The organism is Streptomyces roseoverticillatus (genome assembly GCF_000719265.1).
Classification (GTDB): domain Bacteria; phylum Actinomycetota; class Actinomycetes; order Streptomycetales; family Streptomycetaceae; genus Streptomyces; species Streptomyces roseoverticillatus.
Genome location: NZ_JOFL01000006.1, coordinates 104,978 through 123,311, shown reverse-complemented (window position 1 = coordinate 123,311; position 18,334 = coordinate 104,978). Strand labels below are relative to the sequence as shown.

General features: G+C 73.7%; 12 protein-coding genes. 6 read left to right on the top strand and 6 right to left on the bottom strand.

Features of this window, described 5'->3' with window-relative positions; genetic code table 11:
• Window positions 1-4: 4 nt before the first annotated feature.
• From IF61_RS0108020 to IF61_RS0108000, 5 genes are read right to left on the bottom strand one after another with little or no spacing between them, the layout of a single operon-like run.
• Window positions 5-2,524: an aldehyde dehydrogenase family protein gene (locus IF61_RS0108020; RefSeq protein WP_245684440.1), complete on the bottom strand. Its 2,520-nt coding sequence runs from the start codon at window positions 2,522-2,524 to the stop codon at window positions 5-7.
• Entirely contained in the window at window positions 2,521-3,687 is a 1,167-nt protein-coding gene (locus IF61_RS0108015) for a LuxE/PaaK family acyltransferase (RefSeq protein ID WP_030365565.1), read from the bottom strand. The genes IF61_RS0108020 and IF61_RS0108015 overlap by 4 nt, the downstream gene beginning before the upstream one ends.
• Complete coding sequence (locus IF61_RS0108010; protein ID WP_030365564.1) at window positions 3,684-4,832, bottom strand: GNAT family N-acetyltransferase; 1,149 nt, start codon at window positions 4,830-4,832, stop codon at window positions 3,684-3,686. Before IF61_RS0108010 ends, IF61_RS0108015 begins: the two co-directional genes overlap by 4 nt.
• Window positions 4,829-6,289, bottom strand: a complete 1,461-nt coding sequence (locus IF61_RS0108005) for an MFS transporter (protein WP_078660043.1) — start codon at window positions 6,287-6,289, stop codon at window positions 4,829-4,831. The genes IF61_RS0108010 and IF61_RS0108005 overlap by 4 nt, the downstream gene beginning before the upstream one ends.
• Window positions 6,286-7,569, bottom strand: coding sequence for a phenylacetate--CoA ligase family protein (locus tag IF61_RS0108000; RefSeq protein WP_030365562.1), 1,284 nt, complete (start codon window positions 7,567-7,569; stop codon window positions 6,286-6,288). The genes IF61_RS0108005 and IF61_RS0108000 overlap by 4 nt, the downstream gene beginning before the upstream one ends.
• 439 nt (window positions 7,570-8,008) lie before the next feature.
• On the opposite strand from IF61_RS0108000, the gene IF61_RS0107995 reads away from it, so the two are divergent.
• Window positions 8,009-11,884, top strand: coding sequence for a type I polyketide synthase (locus IF61_RS0107995; RefSeq protein ID WP_030365561.1), 3,876 nt, complete (start codon window positions 8,009-8,011; stop codon window positions 11,882-11,884).
• Window positions 11,885-11,975: 91 nt separating this feature from the next.
• Here IF61_RS0107995 and IF61_RS0107990 read toward each other — a convergent pair whose 3' ends face one another.
• Complete coding sequence (locus IF61_RS0107990; protein WP_030365560.1) at window positions 11,976-12,368, bottom strand: DUF6233 domain-containing protein; 393 nt, start codon at window positions 12,366-12,368, stop codon at window positions 11,976-11,978.
• Between the two features lie 605 nt (window positions 12,369-12,973).
• On the opposite strand from IF61_RS0107990, the gene IF61_RS0107985 reads away from it, so the two are divergent.
• The 5 genes from IF61_RS0107985 to IF61_RS0107965 all read left to right on the top strand — a co-directional run bounded on the left by IF61_RS0107985 (window position 12,974) and on the right by IF61_RS0107965 (window position 18,322).
• Window positions 12,974-13,513: a GTP cyclohydrolase II gene (locus tag IF61_RS0107985; protein WP_078660086.1), complete on the top strand. Its 540-nt coding sequence runs from the start codon at window positions 12,974-12,976 to the stop codon at window positions 13,511-13,513.
• Window positions 13,510-15,198 carry a WD40 repeat domain-containing protein gene (locus tag IF61_RS0107980; protein ID WP_030365558.1) on the top strand — a complete coding sequence of 563 codons (1,689 nt, stop codon included), beginning with the start codon at window positions 13,510-13,512 and terminating at the stop codon, window positions 15,196-15,198. Before IF61_RS0107985 ends, IF61_RS0107980 begins: the two co-directional genes overlap by 4 nt.
• Window positions 15,199-15,323: 125 nt before the next feature.
• Window positions 15,324-16,049, top strand: a complete 726-nt coding sequence (locus tag IF61_RS0107975) for an SAM-dependent methyltransferase (protein ID WP_043188204.1) — start codon at window positions 15,324-15,326, stop codon at window positions 16,047-16,049.
• The gene (locus IF61_RS0107970) at window positions 16,046-17,326 is read left to right on the top strand and encodes an SGNH/GDSL hydrolase family protein (protein WP_052392496.1); all 1,281 of its coding nucleotides are present in this window, start codon (window positions 16,046-16,048) and stop codon (window positions 17,324-17,326) included. The genes IF61_RS0107975 and IF61_RS0107970 overlap by 4 nt, the downstream gene beginning before the upstream one ends.
• Window positions 17,327-17,329: 3 nt before the next feature.
• Window positions 17,330-18,322 (top strand): formylglycine-generating enzyme family protein, encoded by a 993-nt coding sequence (locus tag IF61_RS0107965; RefSeq protein ID WP_030365555.1) that lies wholly within the window; start codon window positions 17,330-17,332, stop codon window positions 18,320-18,322.
• Window positions 18,323-18,334: the final 12 nt, after the last annotated feature.

Genomic DNA, 18,334 nt, shown 5'->3' with positions numbered 1-18,334 from the left:
TCTGCTACCGGTTGTCCACCACCGTGCGCAGCTTGCCGCTGGCCGGGGTGCGGTCCAGGGACGCGCCGTCGACGGTTTCGACGGTGAGGGCGAGCAGTTTCTCGTCGACGGCGGTGCGCAGTTCGGGGTAGCCGGCGAGGAAGGCCTCGCGGGCCGCGTCCGCGTCCGTCGTGGCCGTGCGCTCCATGCGGACCGTGAGGCTCTCCCGCGGGCCGTCGTGGCCGAGGAGGACCTGCAGTTCGCCGACGAAGCGCAGGCTCTCCTCCGCGATCGCCACGAAGCGGCGGTAGTTGAGGAAGTACGTCGCGACGCGCATCACGTCGCCGAGCCGGCCGAGGAGTTCGAACCGGGGGGCGTGGCTGCCGCAGGGGCAGCGGCCGGGCAGGGCGCGGCCGAGATCGCCGATGACGTAGCGGTCGAGGTGCTGGCCGCGGCGGGCGCGGGTGGTGAAGACCAGTCGCCCGGTCTCCCCCGGCTCCACCGGCCTGTCGGCGGCGACGTCGAGGATCTCCAGCGTGTGCAGGTCGGCGTGGAGGTGGTGGACGCTGCCGGTGCTCTCGGCGCACTGGTAGCCGAGGGGGCCGAGGTCGGTGCTGCCGTAGGTGATGGAGCGGATGACCTCGATGCCGAAGGTCTCGGCGAGGGTGCGGCGCTGCTCCTCGGTGAAGTGCTCGCCACCGTAGAAGATCTTGCGGATGCCGCCGTACGAGCGCAGCGCGTCCTGTTGTTCGTGGAGGAGCTGCCAGAGGTAGGAGGGCATGCCGAAGAGGGTGTCGACCTCGTGGGCGACGATCGCCTCGGCGGTGGCGCGGTGGTCGGGGCCCGCGGCCATGGGTATCTGGACGCCGCCCAGCCGCTCCAGGATGGAGAAGAAGCTGATGAAGCTGCCGTACATGCCGCCGCAGTAGAAGAGGTTGGCGGTGCGGTCGCGGGCCGGGTCGTAGCCGGCGGCGAGCAGGCCGCGGGCGGCGGCGTGCATCTGGGTGTCGTAGTCGTCCCAGCTGAAGAGGGACAGGGCGGGGGCGCCGGTGCTGCCGCCGCTGCGGAAGTACAGCTCGGCGTCGCCGCGGGCGACGTCGCGGTTGAGGTCCTGGACGGCCGCCTTGTCCAGCAGCGGTCCGGTGGGCGCCGGGAAGTCGGCTGCGCGGGCCAGGTCGTCGAGGCAGGCGGTCGTGGCGAAGCGCTCGTCGGCCTGGACGGCGACGCGGCGGCTGTAGCGCTGGAGGGCGTAGACGCCGTCGTGGGGTTCGCCGGAGTAGCCGGCGGTCATGGCGCCGACGGGGGTGACGCGGGTGGCGCCGGCGGCGAGGACCGTGGCGGACAGCTCCGCGACGTCCGTGCGGCTGCCGGCGATGCCGGCGGTCTGCAGGTAGCGGCGCATGGGGCGCAGGGCGCCGATCAGGCCCTTGCGCGGCAGGGGCTTGACCCAGACGCTGCGGTGCAGCGGGGAGGCGGTGAGCGCCGGGCGGGTGTCGGCCATGACGCGCCAGGAGCCGTCGGGGGCGGCGATGACGCGGGTCAGGCCGAGGTGCTCCTCCAGGCGGGCGATGAGCTCGGTGGTGGTGAGCTCGGCCTCCTCGGCGGGGTCGAGGGGCTCCTCCTCGGCCGGGGGCATCCCGGCGAGGACGGCGGCGAAGCGCTCCGCGAAGGCGAAGACCTCGTCGGCGTCCTCGGTGTCGAGGTAGACGACCTGGGGGCTGGAGCAGGCCTGCTGTTCGAAGAGGCACACGTCGGCGGCGAGGGCGGCGAGCGTCGCCTCGTCGGCCCACGCGTCGCGCGTGAGGTAGGCGAACGAGATCTTGTGGCCCCACTCGACAAGGCGCGCGCCCGGCGGGACGTGGGCGGCGACGCCCTCGACGGCGGCCTCGCCGCCCCAGACGGCGACGGCGTCGGCCGGGGCGCACATGAGCTTCAGCCAGGCCTGGCGGCCCGACGAGAAGCGCAGCACGATGACCCGGTCGGCGACGGCGCCGGTCGGGTCCAGGGCGGCGAGCTCGGCGAGGAGGTGCTGGGCGAGGAGGGTGTCGGCGCTGCTCGTCTTGAGGACGTTGACGTTGCCGGCGAGGAGGCCCTCGATCAGGCTGAGGGGGGCGACGGTGGCGGCGTTGCCGGGGGCGATGTGGGCGACGAGGCCGACGGGGGCCCACGCCTCGTAGACGGTCTCCTTGGCGTCGGGGCGGGTCAGGCGCTGCGGCGCGGTGCCGCCCAGTTCGCGGCGGAGCTTGCGGCTGAGGGCGCCGCGGTCCAGGAAGGCGGCGAGCTCGCCGAGGAGCGCGCCGGCGTCCTCGCCGGCGGGCACGTGGGGTGCCAGCCGGGCGCGGACCGGGTGGGCCGGGTCGCGCAGGGCCTTCGCCAGGGTGTCGCAGGCGGCGAGGACGGTCTCGGTGTCGAGCGGGGCGGAAAGCGCCTGTTCGACGGCGGTGGGCAGGGTCTGCAGGCGGCGTGCGGCCTCGTCGTCGCCGATGAAGGCGCCCTGCCAGTAGTGGTGGTTCATCGGATCCATCGAAAAATCTGCCTCGGTCATGACATTCCCTTCATCAGCTCGGCGGCGGCCACCGCGCAGCTCTTGTTGCGGCTCACTCCGGCGCGGCCGTGAATGGTGAACCACGGCGTCTCCAGCTCGCAGCCGCACTCCTCGCCGGGGTGGAGGGAGGCGAGGTCGCCCATGACGACGCTCTGGGCGGGCACGGAGGTGATGTACGGGGAGACGAGGTGCAGGTAGCCCTTCTCGCCGTACGGCAGCGGTTCGAGGGTGCGGGTGGAGCGGATGAACACCCGGGACCACACCGGCGCGTGCAGGTTGTGGTGGGAGCACTCGATGTAGGGGATGCAGTGCTCGACGGAGCCGAAGGTGTCGCGGATCCGCTCGGAGGGGATGCCGAGCTGTTCGGTGACGCGGGCGTAGAGCTCGTGCTTGCCGATCTGCTGGTCGGTGTGGCCCTTCCAGCCGCCGCCGAGGATGATCAGCGAGTCCTCGGGCAGCCGCAGGGGCGGCAGGCCCATGGCGCGCATGCGCTCCAGGGTGAACCAGAGGAAGGCGGGGAAGCCGAGGATGCGGACGGGGGCGTCGTCCTCGGCGAAGCGGCGCAGGGCGGCGATGCAGCCGAAGGGGTCGAACTCGTGGCCGCCGCCGGTGTTGCGCAGGGCGTACTCGACCTGGCGGGCCGGGGCGAAGTCGCACAGGTAGTTGTCCGTGAAGGACGTGCCGAGCTTGAGGTCGCGGGCGGGCTCGTAGCTGTAGAGCAGGTAGTTGACGGGCTGCTCGGGGGTGATCCAGCCGTTGCGCTCGAAGATGCGGGCGACCATGCGCTGGGCGGAGCGGATGGTCCACTCGTCGAAGAACATCTGCGACTTCTGCCCGGTGGTGCCGGACGACGTCAGGTGCAGGTGGACGTCCTCGCGGGGGATGGACAGCACTTCGTGGCGCTTGAAGAAGTTGGCGTGGACGAGGGGCGCACGGTAGGGCGCGTCCTCACCGGTGGCCGTGTGGAGGTCGCGGAAGAACGGGGAGCGGTCGCGGTGCCAGGCGTGGCTCTCGGCCATGGCGGCGGCGAACAGCTCCTCCTCGGCGGGGCCGGAGGTGTAGGGGTCGGTCAGGTCGCACAGGCGCTGTACGTGTGCGAGCGCGTCCGGGTCGGGGACGGTGACCGGGGCGAGATGGGGGTTGAGGGGTGCGGTGAGTGTCATGAGGCAACCTCGCGTGAGGGCAGATACGTCGACGCCCAGGCCGACACGTAGGAATCCAGGAAGGGCTGCAGGGCCGCGTCGGCGACCATGCCGCGGAAGTCGATCTGCTCGGTGGTCCGGGACATCACGACGTAGTCGTGGAAGCCGTCGCCCTCCCGGCGCATGGCCGGGTAGAGGGCGCTGGGGATGAAGCCCTGGGCGAGGCCGGCGGAGAGCAGGTCGTGCCGGTCCAGCGGGAGCAGGGCTTCGACGTAGCCGGCGCCGGCGCGGGTCAGGGCGCGGGTGACCGGTTCGAGGTGGGCGGCCGCGCCGGCCGGGCCGGGGTGGGAGGCGACGAGGGCGCAGTAGCCGCCGGCCCGGTTGAGGCAGCCGTAGACCTCGAAGCTCCCGTCGTCGGGCACGAGCAGCACGTTGGGCGTGTGCAGGGGGTAGAACCAGTGGGCCGCGTCGGGGAAGCGGTCGCGGAAGCGGCGGCGGACGAACGCCGGTGCCTCGATCATCTCCAGCTCCGCGGCGGGGGGCGCCGCGGGGGCCGGGGCCGGGGCGGTGGCGCGGGTGTGCTCGTAGCTGATGCCCAGGGTCCGCTCCGCGGTGCGCAGCAGGGGCAGGAGCGGGCCGGGCACTTCGGCGACGGGGGCGCGCCGCTCCAGCACGCCGGGCGAGTAACGCGCGTAGAGCGCGAGGCTCTCGCGGCTGTCGACGTCCACGGCGTTGGGCAGGACGCCCATGGGGCGGAAGCCGTTGCGGCTGACGACGCGCTGCGGTCCGGCGCTGACGGTGCGGACCGTGGCGTAGACCGAGTCGAGGCGGCCGGCGTCCAGCGTGCGCCGGCACAGGGCGTCGGTGAGCAGGCCGGCGATCCCGGACCCGCGCTGGCCGGGGTGGACGGCGAGCCCTTCGAGGCGGCCGAGGCGGCTGCCGGGCTCGCCGTGCACCGCGGCGGAGCCGGTGAGGGCTCCGGTGCGCGGGCAGCGGGTGACGAGCCAGAGGGTGTGCGGGTCCTCGATGAGCCGGGCCATCACGGCGGGGTCGGTGCCGAGCGCCGTGGGGTAGTGCGGTCCGTAGACGGCGTAGTAGAGCTGGCGGAGCTCGGCGATGTCACCGGGCGCGGCCTGCTCGACGGCTGGGACGGCCGGGGCGCTCACCTCGCGCCTCCTGCGGCGTCGGCCGCCGCCGGGGTACGGGGGAAGTCCTCGGCGGACTCCCCTGCGCGTGCCGGCGCGGAGGCCACAGCGATGGCCTCCGCGGGCTTCCCCGCGGCCGCCGTCGGCGACCCGTCCGTGAACGACGTCGCGGGCTCACCCGCAGTCGTTCGGGCAGGCTCCTGCGTGGTCCCGTCCGCGGGTCCGCCCGCAGCCGCTTCCGCCGGGCCGTCCGACGGACCTCCGCGGAGCAGGGCCAGCGCGAACGCCGCGGGGACGAGGCCGGCCGCCTGGATCAGGCACAGGGTCTGGGCGGACAGGTGGTCGCCCAGGAGGCCGAAGAGCAGCGAGGCCACGGGGAAGGTGGCGCCGAGCACGGCCTGCATGACGGCGAAGAAGGCGGGCTTGTCGGCGGTGGGCACGAGGCGCTGGAAGAGCGCCACGAAGCGCACGCCGATGACGCCGACGCACCAGCCGGTCACGGCGAGGGCGCCCGCGATGACGGGGCGTTCGCCGACGAGGCCGGGGACGGCGAGGGCGAGGGCCATCGCGCCGAGGCAGGCGGAGCCGACGGCGGTGGGCCGGCCCGGGACGCGCGCGCCGGTGAAGGAGCCGATGAGGGTGCCGGTGCCGAGCGCGGCCTCCAGCAGGGCGACCGTGGCGCCGTCGCCGTGCAGCACCGACTTGGTGTAGAGCGGCATGACGATGAACACGGCGGTGGTGAAGAGGTTGGCCGCGGTGAAGCAGATCAGGATGGCGCGGACGAAGGGGAGTCCGGCCAGGACCTGGCGCAGCGTGCGCGGGCCGGCCTCGTCGCCCGCCTCCCCTTCGCCTTCGCCCGCGGCCGGTGTGCGGAAGCGGACGGTCGCGATGAGCACGGCGGCGGCCGCGTAGGCGGTGGCGCATCCGGCGGCGAGGCCGGGGATGCCGGCGCGGTCGACGATGAGCGCGCCGAGGAGGGCGCCGCCGAGGCTCGCGAGGGACTGGGTGGACAGCTCGAAGCCGGTCGCGGCCTCGATGTCCTCGTCGTCGACGAGTTCGGGGACGGAGGTGGTCAGGCAGGGGTCGAAGAAGGCCTGGCAGGTGGCCAGCACGAGGGTCGCGGCGTAGGCCGCGGCGATCGGCAGGTCACTGGCGTACGCCCAGGCGGCGAGGGCCGTCGCGGCCACGGCGGCGCCGCCGGCCGCGGTGCGCAGCACCGAGCGGTGGGCGAAGCGGCCGATCGCCCGGGCGACGACGGGGGCGAGGGCCACGGCGGGCAGGGTGCTGACGGCCATGAAGAGGCCGGAGGCGAGGCCGTTGCCGCCGGAGACTGCGTAGGCGACGAGCCACCAGGAGACGCCGACCTGGAACATGCGGACGGCGGCCTGGGTGAGCACCTGGCCGAGCCAGACGGCGCCGAAGGCGCGGTTGCGCAGGACGAGCGGCAGCCGGCGGCCGGCCGCGGGGGCGGCGGTCATGCCGTGGGCCTTTCGTCGATGACGCGGACCAGCTTGCCGGAGCGCGGGTTGACGACGAGGTCGCGGTGGCGCACCCACTCGACGGAGAGGGGGTGGACGAAGCCCGTGTTGACTGCGTCGGGGTAGAAGGGGCGGGCCTCTTCGAGCTCCGTCACGACGGACTTGGCGAGGGCGTCCAGCCCGGCCGGGTCCTCGGAGCCGGGGTCGTCAGGAGAGACGGCGAGGCGCAGCACGAGGCCGTCGCGGCCGTCCCAGCGGCGGACGACGAGCTGCATGCCGACCACGCGGCCGTCGGTGTCGGCGGCGGCGACGGCGGCCTGGGCGTCCTGCGAGTAGAGCGAGACGGGGCCGACGCGCACGCCTTCCTCGGCGCGGCCGAGGATGCGGAAGACGCCCGCCTCGGGGTCGGTCCACTCGGCGCGGTCGCCCGCGGGGTAGCGGATGACGGGCATGAGGCGGCGGAAGAGCTGGGTGACGACGACGCGGCCGGGGCGGCCCGCCTCGCGGATGGGCTCGTCCGTGGCGTCGTCGAGGATCTCGACGACGGTGTGCGGGGTGAAGGCGCGGTGCGTGCGGGCGTCCGCCGCACCGGGCACGGGGCGGCCGAGGAGGCCTGCGTCGACGCTGGCGTAGCCGAGCGAGCGGGGCTCGGCGTTGGGGAAGGCGCGGGCCAGCAGGCGGCGCTGGTCGTCGAAGAGGGCCTCGCCGCCGAAGAACAGCAGCTCGACGTCAGCCAGCTGCTCGCCGTCGGCGATCAGGTGCTCGGCGAGGCGGCACAGGGTGGTCGGGGTGCCGGCGACGACCTGGGCGGCGAAGTCGCGCAGGGTGGGGACGGTCGTCTCGAGCGGGGCGCCGCCGCCGATGGGCAGGCGGACGCTGCTCACGGGCGCGTGGGAGAGGGAGTCGAGAATGAAGAGGAAGCTGGCGTAGAGCTCCCCGGCGTAGAAGAGGTCCGCGACGCGGTGGCCGGGGCGGAGCCCGGCGTCGACGAGGCCGTGGCCGAAGGCGGTCACGAACTCCTGCCATTCCTCGCGGGTGTAGCAGGAGAATTTCGGGGCGCCGGTGGTGCCGCCCGTCTTGAAGACCGAGGCCTCTTCGAGGGGGGCGGTCAGGACGCGATTGTCCTGGAGGGTGTTGGCCGCCCAGAAATCGCTCTGCCCCACCACCGGCAGGTCGGTGAGGCAGTCCACGTCCGGCGGGAGGTCCGCGTAGAGGTCCGCATAGAACGGGGAGTTGTGACGGACATAACGTATGAGGTCCGATAGCTGATGGACGGGCATGCTGCCTTTGCCTGCTTCAGAGAATAGGGATGGGTTTCCGGCCGGGCGGAGCCGGTGCTCGCCGCCCTCCGGTTGACTGTTCAACGAGAACGCATGCATCACGCACTCGTGAAGCGCCGGCATCCGCCTGACGCGCGGTCACAATCATGGGACACGGCGGAACGTACTGCAAAATCGGCCCCGTACCGGCCGCTTTTACTGGCCTGAAACGGTGGGTGACCGTGGGTAACACCCCTCTTCCTACGGGGTCGTGACGTTCACACAGCAGACGTTGCGCTCCCCGAGTTGACAACGTCCGCCGTCCTGTATGGACCGGCCATACACAGCGTGTGAACGTTGTACAAGGACCGCATAACGCGTCAAGAAGCCATCAAGAATTCACTCGTGCGTAAGTCCAGTCATGCATCCGCGCCCGCAGCGACGAACGGAATAGACACGCATGCCCATTCAAGAATCAGTGGCTCTCGTCGGCATTGGCTGCCGTTTCCCCGGCGGCATCGACTCACCCGAATCCTTCTGGGACTTCCTGGCCGGCGGGAAGGTCTCGGTGGAATCCACGCCGGAGGACCGCTGGCGCGCCTACACCCGGATCGGCCCCGAGTTCACCGAGGCCCTGCGCAGGGCCGAGCGGCCGGGAAACTTCATCGGCGACGTCGACGGATTCGACGCCGAATTCTTCGGCATCGCCCCGCGCGAGGTCGAGCTGATGGACCCCCAGCAGCGGCTGGTGCTGGAGGTCGCCTGGGAGGCGCTGGAGAACGCCGGGATGGCGCCCCGCTCGGTGGCCGGGTCCGACGCCGGGGTCTACATCGGCACCTGCTCGGACGACTACGGGCGCCGGCTGCTGGAGGACCTGCCCCGTATCGAGCCCTGGACGGGCATCGGCGCCCAGCTGACCGGCATCGCCAACCGCGTCTCGCACGTGCTGGACCTGCACGGGCCGAGCTTCGTGCTGGACTCGGCCTGCTCCGCCTCCCTGGTGGCCGTCCACCTGGCCTGCCAGTCCCTGCTGACGGGCGAGACCTCGCTCGCCCTCGCGGGCGGCGTGAACATCATCCTCTCCCCCGCCTACACCCTCACCCTGGAGGCGGCCGGCGCGCTCTCCCCGGACGGGCGCAGCAAGCCGTTCGACGCCGAGGGCGACGGGTACGGGCGCGCCGAGGGGTGCGGCGTGCTCGTCCTCAAGCGGCTGTCCGACGCGACGCGCGACGGCGACCGCGTCCTTGCCGTGATCAAGGGAACGGCCGTCGCGCAGGACGGCCGGACCAGCGGCATCATGGCCCCCAACCCCGACGCCCAGCGCGACCTGCTCCGGCTGGCCTGGCAGCGGGCGGGCCTGGACCCGGCGACGGCGGGCTACATCGAGGCGCACGGCACGGGCACCCGGCTCGGCGACCCGGTGGAGGCGTCCGGCCTGCACGCGGTCTTCGGCGTGGACCGGCCCGCCGACAAGCCCTGCTGGATCGGCTCGGTGAAGTCGAACATCGGGCACGCCGAGCCGGCCTCGGGCGTCGCGGGCATCATCAAGGCCACGCTGATGCTCCGGCACGCCGAAATGGCGGCGACGGTCCTCACGAGCGAGCCCAGCCCGGACATCCCGTGGGAGGAGTGGGGGCTGCGGCTGGTCACCGAGCACCAGGTCTGGCCCAAGGGCGACGCGCCGCGGCGCGCGGGCGTCTCGGGGTACGGCTACGGCGGCACGATCGGCCACGTCGTCCTGGAGGAGGCGCCCGAGCCCGCCGAGGGCGCCGGAGAGGAGCCGCTGCCGGGCGGACCGCGGCTGTTCCCGCTGTCCTACCGGAACCGGGCGGGCGCCGCGGAGTACGCGTGCCGGCTCGCCGACTGGCTGGAGCGGCAACCCGACACCCCGCTGTCCTCGGTCGGCCAGACGCTGGCCGTCCGGCGCTCCCACCTGGAGCACCGGGTCACCGTCGTGGCGGACGGCCGGGCGGAGCTCGTGGCCGCCCTCCGGGCCGTGGCCGCGGAAGGGGGCGAGGAGCAGGACCTGGACAACGTCGCGGAGGGCACGGCCCGCCCGGGCTCCGGCGACGGCGCGGTGTGGGTCTTCTCCGGGCACGGCTCGCACTGGTCCGGCATGGCCCGTGAACTCCTTGCGGACAACGCCGTGTTCGCCGGCGTCATCGACCGCCTGGAGCCGGTGTTCCGCACCGAGCTGGGCTTCTCTCCGAGGCAGGCCATCGTCTCCGGGGACTTCGAGGCCGTCGACCGCGCCCAGTCGATGATCTTCGCGGTGCAGGTCGCGCTCGCCGAGGTGTGGCGCTCGTACGGGCACCGGCCCGCCGCCGTCATCGGCCACTCCGTGGGCGAGATCGCCGCGGCCGTCGCCGCGGGCGCGCTGTCCCTGGAGGACGGCGCGCGCCTCAGCGGGCGCCGGTCCGCGCTCCTGCGCCGGGTCGCCGGCAAGGGCGCGATGGCCATGGCCGCGCTGCCCTTCGAGGACGTGGCCGCCCGGCTGGCCGGGAACCCCGCGGTCTGCGCCGCGATCGCCTCCTCCCCCGGCTCCACCGTGGTCTCCGGCGACGCGGAGGCGGTGGCCGCCCTCGTCCGGGACTGGGGCGCCGAAGGCATACCCGTACGCCCCGTCAACTCCGACGTCGCCTTCCACAGCGCTCACATGGACCCGCTGACGGAAGCGCTGCGCGAGGCCCTCGCCGGCCTGGAACCCCGTACGCCCGAGGTGCCGCTGTACAGCACCGCCCTCGACGACCCCCGGGCGCGGGCCCTTCACGACGCCGGCTACTGGGTGGCCAACCTGCGCAACCCCGTGCGCCTCGCCCAGGCCGTCACCGCCGCCGCCGAGGACGGGCACCGCCGCTTCCTGGAGGTCTCGCCCCACCCGGTCGTCGCCCACTCCATCGGCGAGACCCTGGCCCACCTGGACGTGGCGGGCGGTCACGTCGCCCACACCCTGCGCCGCAACCAGCCGGAGGCGCGCACGCTGCTGCTGAACCTGGCCGCGCTGCACAGCCACGGCGCCAGGGTCGACTGGAGCGCGCACTACCCGGCCGGCCCGGTCGCGGAGCTGCCCCCGATCGCCTGGCAGCACCGCCGCTACTGGACCGACGCGGTGCTGCCCGCGGGCGCCGTCGTCGCGCACGGGCACGACGTCACCGGGCACACGCTGCTCGGCCCGCCGGTGGACGTGGCCGGTACGACGCCGCTGCGCATCTGGAACACTTATCTGGACGACTCCGTGCGGCCGTTCCCCGGCGGCCACGCGCTGCACGGCACGTCGATCGTCCCCGCCTCCTCGATCATCCACACGTTCCTGGAGGCCGCGCCCGGGCAGGGCGGCAGCAAGGCGCTGTTCGACGTCTCCCTGAAGTTCCCGGTGGCCCTGGCGACGCCGCGCGAGGTGCAGGTCGTGCAGGAGGGGCTGACGCTGCGGCTGAGCACGCGGCCCACGGGCCCGTCCGGGTCGACCGGGCCGGGCAACTGGCTGACCCACACCACCTCGTCCACGATGGCCGCGGACGCCCCGCCGTTCCCGGCGGGCATGCTCTGCGTGGCCGCCCCCGCGGGCCTCACCGCCGCGGACCCGTCGGTGGTGATCGGCCGCCTGGACGCCATCGGCGTGGAGGGCATCGCCTGGCCGTGGACGGTCGAGGAGCTGCACACCGGCGAGGGCGTGATCCGCGCCCGCGTGCACGCGCCCGCCGTGCCCGGCGACCAGGTCACGTGGGCGCCGCTGCTGGACGCCGCGCTCGGCATCGTCCCCGTCATCTACGGCGGCCCGCCCGCGGTCCGCATGCCCGCGCACATCCGCGAGGTCCGGGTGGTGGGCGAGGCCCCGGAGACCGGCTGGGTCGACATCCGTCTCGTGGACCCGGCGACGGACACCGTGGACATCGTCATCAGCGACGAGCGGGGGCAGTTGCGGGCCTGGCTGCCCGGGACGCGCTTCGGGGCGCTGCACGAGAACGGAACGGCGGCGGACGACGCCGCGGCGGCGCCCGGCCCGGAGGCGCAGGGCGCGCAGGCGGCGGATGCGCCGTCGCGGTGGCGCGAGCTGCCGCCGGAGGAGCTCGCCGCCCGCGTCCACGACGAGATCACCGGACGGCTGGCGCGCGAGATGAAGATGCCGGCGGGCGAACTGGACCCGGAGCGGCCGCTGACCGACCTCGGGCTCGACTCGGTGATGTCGATGCGGGTCTGCGCCCAGCTGGAGAAGCTGCTCGGCGTGCGGCTGCCGGTGACGGTCCTGTGGAACTACCCGACGGCCAAGGGCCTGGCCGGCCACGTCGCTTCGCTCCTCGCCCCGGAGGAGGAACCGGTGGCGGCCTCCGCAGCGTAGCGGCAGGAGATCGCACGGGCGGCCCGTGCACGCGCCCCGGCGGGGCCGTGCACGGGCCGCCGCGCGCCTCGGCAGCCCTTGTCGGGGACGGCTAGACCAGCGGGGTAAGGAACCGTTCCGGCTGACAGGCCTCGCACGGGAGGGCGTTGCGGGCGAGGAGCTCTTCGCGGGCCTGCGCCGTGGTGATCGTCTCCTCCCCGCCCTTCGGTACCCAGCATCCCGCGTGGTGCAGTTCGTGCATGTTGCGGCCGGAGCCGCGGTGCGTGGTGACCGGCCAGACGGCGTGCTCCATGTCCGGCCGGTACGGCGGGCGGCCGTCCCCCCGGCCGTGGCCGTTGCCGGCCGGCGGATCGTCCTCCATGTAGGCGTCGTCGGTGAGGAGTTGCAGGACCACGGCACGGACCCAGTCGCGGGGGTCCATCCCCGACTCCTGCGCGGCCTCCGTGATGAGGGCGAGTTCGTCGTCGCTGAAGAGCTGCTCCATGCCGCGCGACGGTAGCAGCGCGGGGACCGCCGCGGGGGGCGGTTACGCAGGTCGCGGTACACGCGCGAGGGGTACCCGCGCGGGGCCCGGCGCCGGTTCCCGCCGGGCGCGGGATTAGCCCGAAAGAGTAGTGGCGGAAGCTCGCCGGCCTCGACGACGATCGACCGTGCGGCCCGTGCAACCAGGCATGTCGTGCCTGCGGTCCCACCGAACCGGAATACGGTACCGGATGGCCGGTTTTCCAGTGCGTAACTCCGGCCGAAGATCCCGAAGCGTCCGGTTCCCGGGCCGCGAACTGACGCACTGAAAGCTTCGGTCTTCCCAATCAACAGACCGGATGGTTCGGTACCGCCGTCAAATGATCTCGGTACCCGTACCGGTACGGACCGTGCTGTCCGCGCCGCCCTCCGCATCCATGCTGGAACTGCGCCCCGGGGGTTCGGGGCGTGCTCGTTCTACGGGAGGAAGCAGTGCCCAAAACACTCAATGGGGAGGACACCCCGTTGCACGGGGCGTCGGTGGAACCGCCGGAGGGGTCCGTGGGCGTCAGAGCCCGCGTCGAGATCCCCGTGCAGCGCGCCGACGGGGCCTGGACGCCCGGCCAGATGGTGACGTTCACCGGGCTCGGCGACGGGCTCGAGCACGTGGCGGTGCAGTTCGGACCGATCGCGGACGTCCCGCTGGTCCGGCTGCACTCCGAGTGCCTGACCGGCGACGTCTTCGGCTCCGCGCGGTGCGACTGCGGTCCGCAGCTGACCGAGTCGATGCAGCTGCTCGCCGCGTCCGGCGGCGTCCTGCTCTACCTGCGCCAGGAGGGCCGGGGCATCGGCCTGTACAACAAGCTCGACGCCTACCGCCTGCAGGACCAGGGCCTCGACACGTTCGCCGCCAACCGCGAGCTGAACTTCTCGGACGACCTGCGGGACTACCGCTCGGCCGCCCAGATGCTGCAGGCGCTCGGCGTGACGCGGATCCGGCTGCACACCAACAACCCCGACAAGGCCGCGCAGCTCGCCTCGTACGGCATCGAGATCGCGGAGCAGGTCCGTACCGGAATCTTCCGTAACGAGAACAACGACCACTACCTGCGCGCCAAGGCCGAGTACGGCGGCCACTCGATCGAACTCGTGGAAGGAACAGCGTGATCCAGCACCGGGGACCCATCAGCGGCATCGCGGCGTGGCAGGGTGCCTACGTCGCCACCGCCGGCTACGACAACCAGGTCATCTGCTGGGACCAGCAGACCGGAACGGCCCTCGCCCGCTCCTTCCACGACCACCTGGCCAACCAGTGCGCGTTCTCGCCGGACGGCCGCCACCTGGTCACCTCCTCCAGCGACTACACCGCCCGCCTGTGGACGGTGCCGGACCTGCGCCTGGTCGCGGTCCTCGCCGACCAGGAGGACGACGTGGAGATGTCGGTCTTCCACCCGTCCAAGGAGCTCATAGCCACCGCCTCCCGGGACCACCGGGTGCGGGTCTACGACTTCACGGGCGCCCTCGTCGCCCGCTTCGCCGGCCACACCGCCGACGTCATCTCGGTGGAGTGGGCCCGCGACAGCGACGAGCTGATCTCCTCCAGCGACGACGGCACCATCAAGCGCTGGTCGCTGGAGACCGGCGGCCTGATCGCCGACCTCGACATGGACGGCATCGAGACCGACACCATCGCGATCTCCTCCGGCGGCACCATCTTCGCGGGCAACGACGAGGGGCAGATCATCGTCGTCGGCCCCACCGAGCGCACCGTGCTGCCGGCCCACGAGGCGGGCATCAAGCGCCTGGTCCTCGACGACGCCCGCAACCTGCTGGTCAGCCTCAGCTACGACCGCACCATGCAGCTGTGGGACGTCGCCTCGGGCAGCCCCGAGCGGCGCGACACCACCGCCCTGCCCGACGACGTCTGGCCCCGCTCCTGCGCCTTCGCCGGCGGCTCCCGGCTGGTCTTCGCGACCTTCGGCGCCGGCTACCGCGGCTACGACTACGAGGGCCGCTCCTGGGACAGCGCCGAGGTGCCGCCCACCCAGGGCGTCAACGCCGTGCTGCCCACCGCCTCCGGCGCGCTCACCATCGGCGACGCGGGCATCGTGCACCGCGAGGGCGCCGTCGTGGCCGGGACGGGCAGCCTGTGCAACTTCCTCACCCCGCTGGGCGGCCTGGTCCTCTCCGGCGGCCAGCTCGGCAAGGTCTTCGACGCCCTGACGGGCCGTGAGCTCCACCAGCACCGCTCCCCGCTCAACTGCGGTGCCGCCTTCGAGCGCGACGGCGCCTCCTACGCGGTCGTCGGCGCCTACACCGGCGAGGGCCTGCTGCTGCGCCTGACCGGCGCCGGCGAGGCCGAGCACGTCGAGGACCTGCCGCTGCACACCAACGCCGTCAAGGGCGTCGCGGTCTCCGGCGACCTCATCTTCTCCGTGGCCGCCGACGCCTCCGCGACCTGGTACCGCATCTCCGACCTCACCAAGGTCGCCACGATCGAGGACGCGCACGACCGGATCGCCAACGGCTGCGCGGGTCTGGGCGACGGCTGGTTCGCCAGCGTCAGCCGCGACCTGAAGCTGCGCATCTGGGACCCGGAGCAGCGCGCCGAGGTCCTCGACACCCCGCACACCCACTCGATCAAGTGCGTCGCCGCCTCCGGCGACGGCCGCGTGGTCGCCTCCGGCAGCTACAACGGCCGCATCGCGCTCTACGACCGCACCACCGGTGAGTGGACCGCCGTCGTCCGCCCGACCACCGCGGGCATCTCGTCCCTCACCTGGGACGAGGAGCGCAAGGCGTTCGCCGCGTCGTCGTACGACGGCCGGGTGTACTACACGCCCGCCGTCTAGGGCGGGGGCGAGCAGGACCGGTCGCGGGGAAGGCGAGGGCTGCGCCCGCCTTCCCCGCGACCCATGCCCGCGAGCGCCCGGCACCGACCACCACCCGAGCTCCAGCAGACGAAGGACCGTCCCTCATGGCCGAAAGCCATTCCATAGCAGACCGGTACACGGTCGAGCAGACCGAAGCCACCCCGCTCGACGAGACCCGTTACGCCGACGTCCTGCGCAGCGACTTCGTCGACCACTACGCCGGCGGACGCGACATCTGGACCGGCGAGGAGGCGATGCGGCAGGCCCCGCGCCTGCTCATGGACGCCCTCCGCGCCCGGGCCGGAGCGGACGCCCCCGGCGCCCCGGAGGCGCACGTCCTCGACATCGGCACCGGTCACGGCCGCGACGCCGCGATCCTCCTCGCCGGCGGGCACCGGGTGACCGGCATCGACCTGGTCGCCTCCCCCGAGTGGGAGACCCTCACCGCCGGGCACCCGGGCCGGGCCCGCTTCCTGGCCACGGCCGCGCTCGACCTGCCGGGCACCGCCGAGTACGACGCGGTGCTCGACAACGGCTGCTTCCACCACCAGCACCCCGAGGCGTACGGACCGTACTTGCGGCGCGTCCACGAGCTGCTGCGCCCCGGCGGCCTCCTGACCCTCTCCGTCTTCAACGCGACGGGCGGCAAGGGCGGCCTGTACGCCAACGCCGGCAACCGCCTCTACCGCGAGTTCACCGAGCAGGAGCTGACCGGGCTCGTCGGCGGGCACGGCTTCGCCCTCGTCGGGTCCCACCAGGTGCCCCGCGCCGTCGGCGACCTCACCTACCTCGTCAGCACCTTCCGCCGCACCGAGGGTGACGGCCGATGAGCCGTCACACCCACCGCCGCGCCGCCGCGGCAGGAACGGCCGCGCTGCTGTCCTGCATGCTGCTCGGGACGCCGTCCGCGCACGCCGACGCGAGCGGCTGGACCGGCACCTGGGGCACGGCCCCCGCGCCCGCCGCGCCCGACGGCATCTCGAAGGAGGGCCTGGACAACCGCACCGTGCGCATGGTCGTGCACACCTCGGCAGCCGGCGGCGAGCTGCGTCTGCGCTTCTCCAACGCCCACGGCAGCGCCCCGCTGTCCCTCGGCCGGACGACCGTCGCGCTGCCCGGCCCGGGGCCGTCCCCCGCCCCTGTCGCCGGCACCCTGCGGCCGGTCACCTTCAACGGGGCGGGCGGGACCACCGTGCCCGTCGGGGCCGAGGTCGTCAGCGACCCCGTCCCCTTCGACGTGCCCGCCGACCGCGACCTGCTGGTGAGCGTCCACCTGCCGAAGCCGACCGGCCCCACGACCTGGCACTGGCTCGCCCAGCAGACCAACTACGTCTCGGAGCCGGGCGACCACGCGGCCGACGCCGCGAACGGGGCGTTCACCCGCTCCGAGACCTCCTGGTTCTTCCTCACCGGCGTCGACGTCCGGGGCAAGGGCGCGCGCGGCACCGTGGTGGCGCTCGGCGACTCGCAGACCGACGGCGTGAAGTCCACTCTCGACGGCAACGCCCGCTGGACCGACGCCCTCGCCCGCCGGCTGACCGCCGACCCCGCCACGCGGGGCCTCGGCGTGCTCAACGAGGGCCTCGGCGGCAACCGCATCCTGCGCGACGGCAGCGAGACCGACCGGCCGCAGCGCGGGACGGCCGCCGCGAAACGGCTGCAGCGCGACGTCATCGACCGGCCGGGCGTGCGCACCGCCGTCCTCTACGAAGGCATCAACGACCTCCAGCTGGAGCCCCGGGCGAGCGCCGCGCAGGTCCTCGACGGGCTGCGCGGCATGGCCCGGCGGCTGCACGAGCAGCACATCCGGGTCGTGGTGGGCACCCTGACGCCGTTCAAGGACTCGCCCTTCTACACCCCGGAGGCCGAGAAGGCGCGCACCGAGGTCAACGCCGCCCTGCGCTCCCCCGCCGCCCGCGCCGACTTCGACGCCGTCGTCGACTTCGACGCGGCCGTCCGCGACCAGGCCGATCCGCAGCGGGTCCGGGCCTCGTTCGACGGCGGCGACCACATCCACCTCAACGACGCGGGATACCGGGCCCTCGCCGAAGCCGTGCCGCTCGCCGAGCTCGCCGGCAGCCCCGCCCCCGCCGTTCACGGAAGGTAATACATGACCAGCAGTACCACGCCGGTCGTCCTCGCCAACCCCAACACCCTGACCGACCGGGCCGCCATGGGCCTGCCCGACGCCTTCGCCGCACGGGGCCCGCAGCACCTCCTGGCCGGGCACCGGGACCTCCTGGCCGCCGCGCCGGACGTCCTCGTCGGGGTGGCGGAGGACCCCGCCGAGCCGTTCGCCCGCCGCCACGCCGCCGGCACCGTCCTCGGCCTGACCGGCGACCCGCGGATCCGCCCCGAGGACCCGCCGATGGCCGACGTGCCGGCCGCGCGGGTCCGGCTCGGCCTTGCGCCCGGCGAGGTGGCCGCGGTCACCGGCCGCTGGCGCCACGCGGGCGTCGAGGAGGAGTGGATCGCCAAGGAGTGCCCCGTCTACGAGGCGGACCTCGCGGCCTTCCGGATCGCCCTGCACCCCGTCACCAACGCCGAGTACCGGCTGTTCCTGGAGGACACCGGCCGCCCCGAGCTGCCGACCAGCTGGCGCTTCGGCGTCTACCCGGAGCAGCTCGCCAACCACCCCGTGTGGACCGTGAGCCCCGAGGCCGCCGACGCCTACGCGGCCTGGCTCTCGGCCCGGACCGGGCGCCGGTTCCGGCTGCCGACCGAGGCCGAGTGGGAGTACGCCGCCTCCGGCGGGGACGGGCGCGACTTCCCCTGGGGCGACGACTGGCGCCCCGGCGCCGCCAACACCGTCGAGGAGGGGCCGCTGGCGACCACGCCGATCGGGATCTTCCCGGCCGGCCGCTCGCCGTTCGGCGTGCACGACCTCGCGGGCAATGTCGAGGAGTACGTGGCCGACGACTACGCCGCCTACCCCGGCGGCGAGGACATCGCCGACGACCTCGCCGTCACCCAGGGCGCCTACCGCGTCGCCCGCGGCGGGAGCTTCACCCGCTTCGGCGACCTCGCCCGCTGCCGGCGCCGGCACGGCTGGTACAAGCGCGAGATCTACGCGATGGGCTTCCGGCTCGCGGAGACGCCGTGACGGCGGCGCTCA

What these genes read in the sequence shown, in the direction of transcription:
- IF61_RS0108005 (WP_078660043.1), bottom strand. Translation starts at nt 6,289, where the DNA reads ATGACCGCCGCCCCCGCGGCCGGCCGCCGGCTGCCGCTCGTCCTGCGC.
- IF61_RS0108020 (WP_245684440.1), bottom strand. Translation starts at nt 2,524, where the DNA reads ATGACCGAGGCAGATTTTTCGATGGATCCGATGAACCACCACTACTGG.
- IF61_RS0108015 (WP_030365565.1), bottom strand. Translation starts at nt 3,687, where the DNA reads ATGACACTCACCGCACCCCTCAACCCCCATCTCGCCCCGGTCACCGTC.
- IF61_RS0107995 (WP_030365561.1), top strand. Translation starts at nt 8,009, where the DNA reads ATGCCCATTCAAGAATCAGTGGCTCTCGTCGGCATTGGCTGCCGTTTC.
- IF61_RS0107975 (WP_043188204.1), top strand. Translation starts at nt 15,324, where the DNA reads ATGGCCGAAAGCCATTCCATAGCAGACCGGTACACGGTCGAGCAGACC.
- IF61_RS0107965 (WP_030365555.1), top strand. Translation starts at nt 17,330, where the DNA reads ATGACCAGCAGTACCACGCCGGTCGTCCTCGCCAACCCCAACACCCTG.
- IF61_RS0107970 (WP_052392496.1), top strand. Translation starts at nt 16,046, where the DNA reads ATGAGCCGTCACACCCACCGCCGCGCCGCCGCGGCAGGAACGGCCGCG.
- IF61_RS0108000 (WP_030365562.1), bottom strand. Translation starts at nt 7,569, where the DNA reads ATGCCCGTCCATCAGCTATCGGACCTCATACGTTATGTCCGTCACAAC.
- IF61_RS0107990 (WP_030365560.1), bottom strand. Translation starts at nt 12,368, where the DNA reads ATGGAGCAGCTCTTCAGCGACGACGAACTCGCCCTCATCACGGAGGCC.
- IF61_RS0107985 (WP_078660086.1), top strand. Translation starts at nt 12,974, where the DNA reads ATGGTGACGTTCACCGGGCTCGGCGACGGGCTCGAGCACGTGGCGGTG.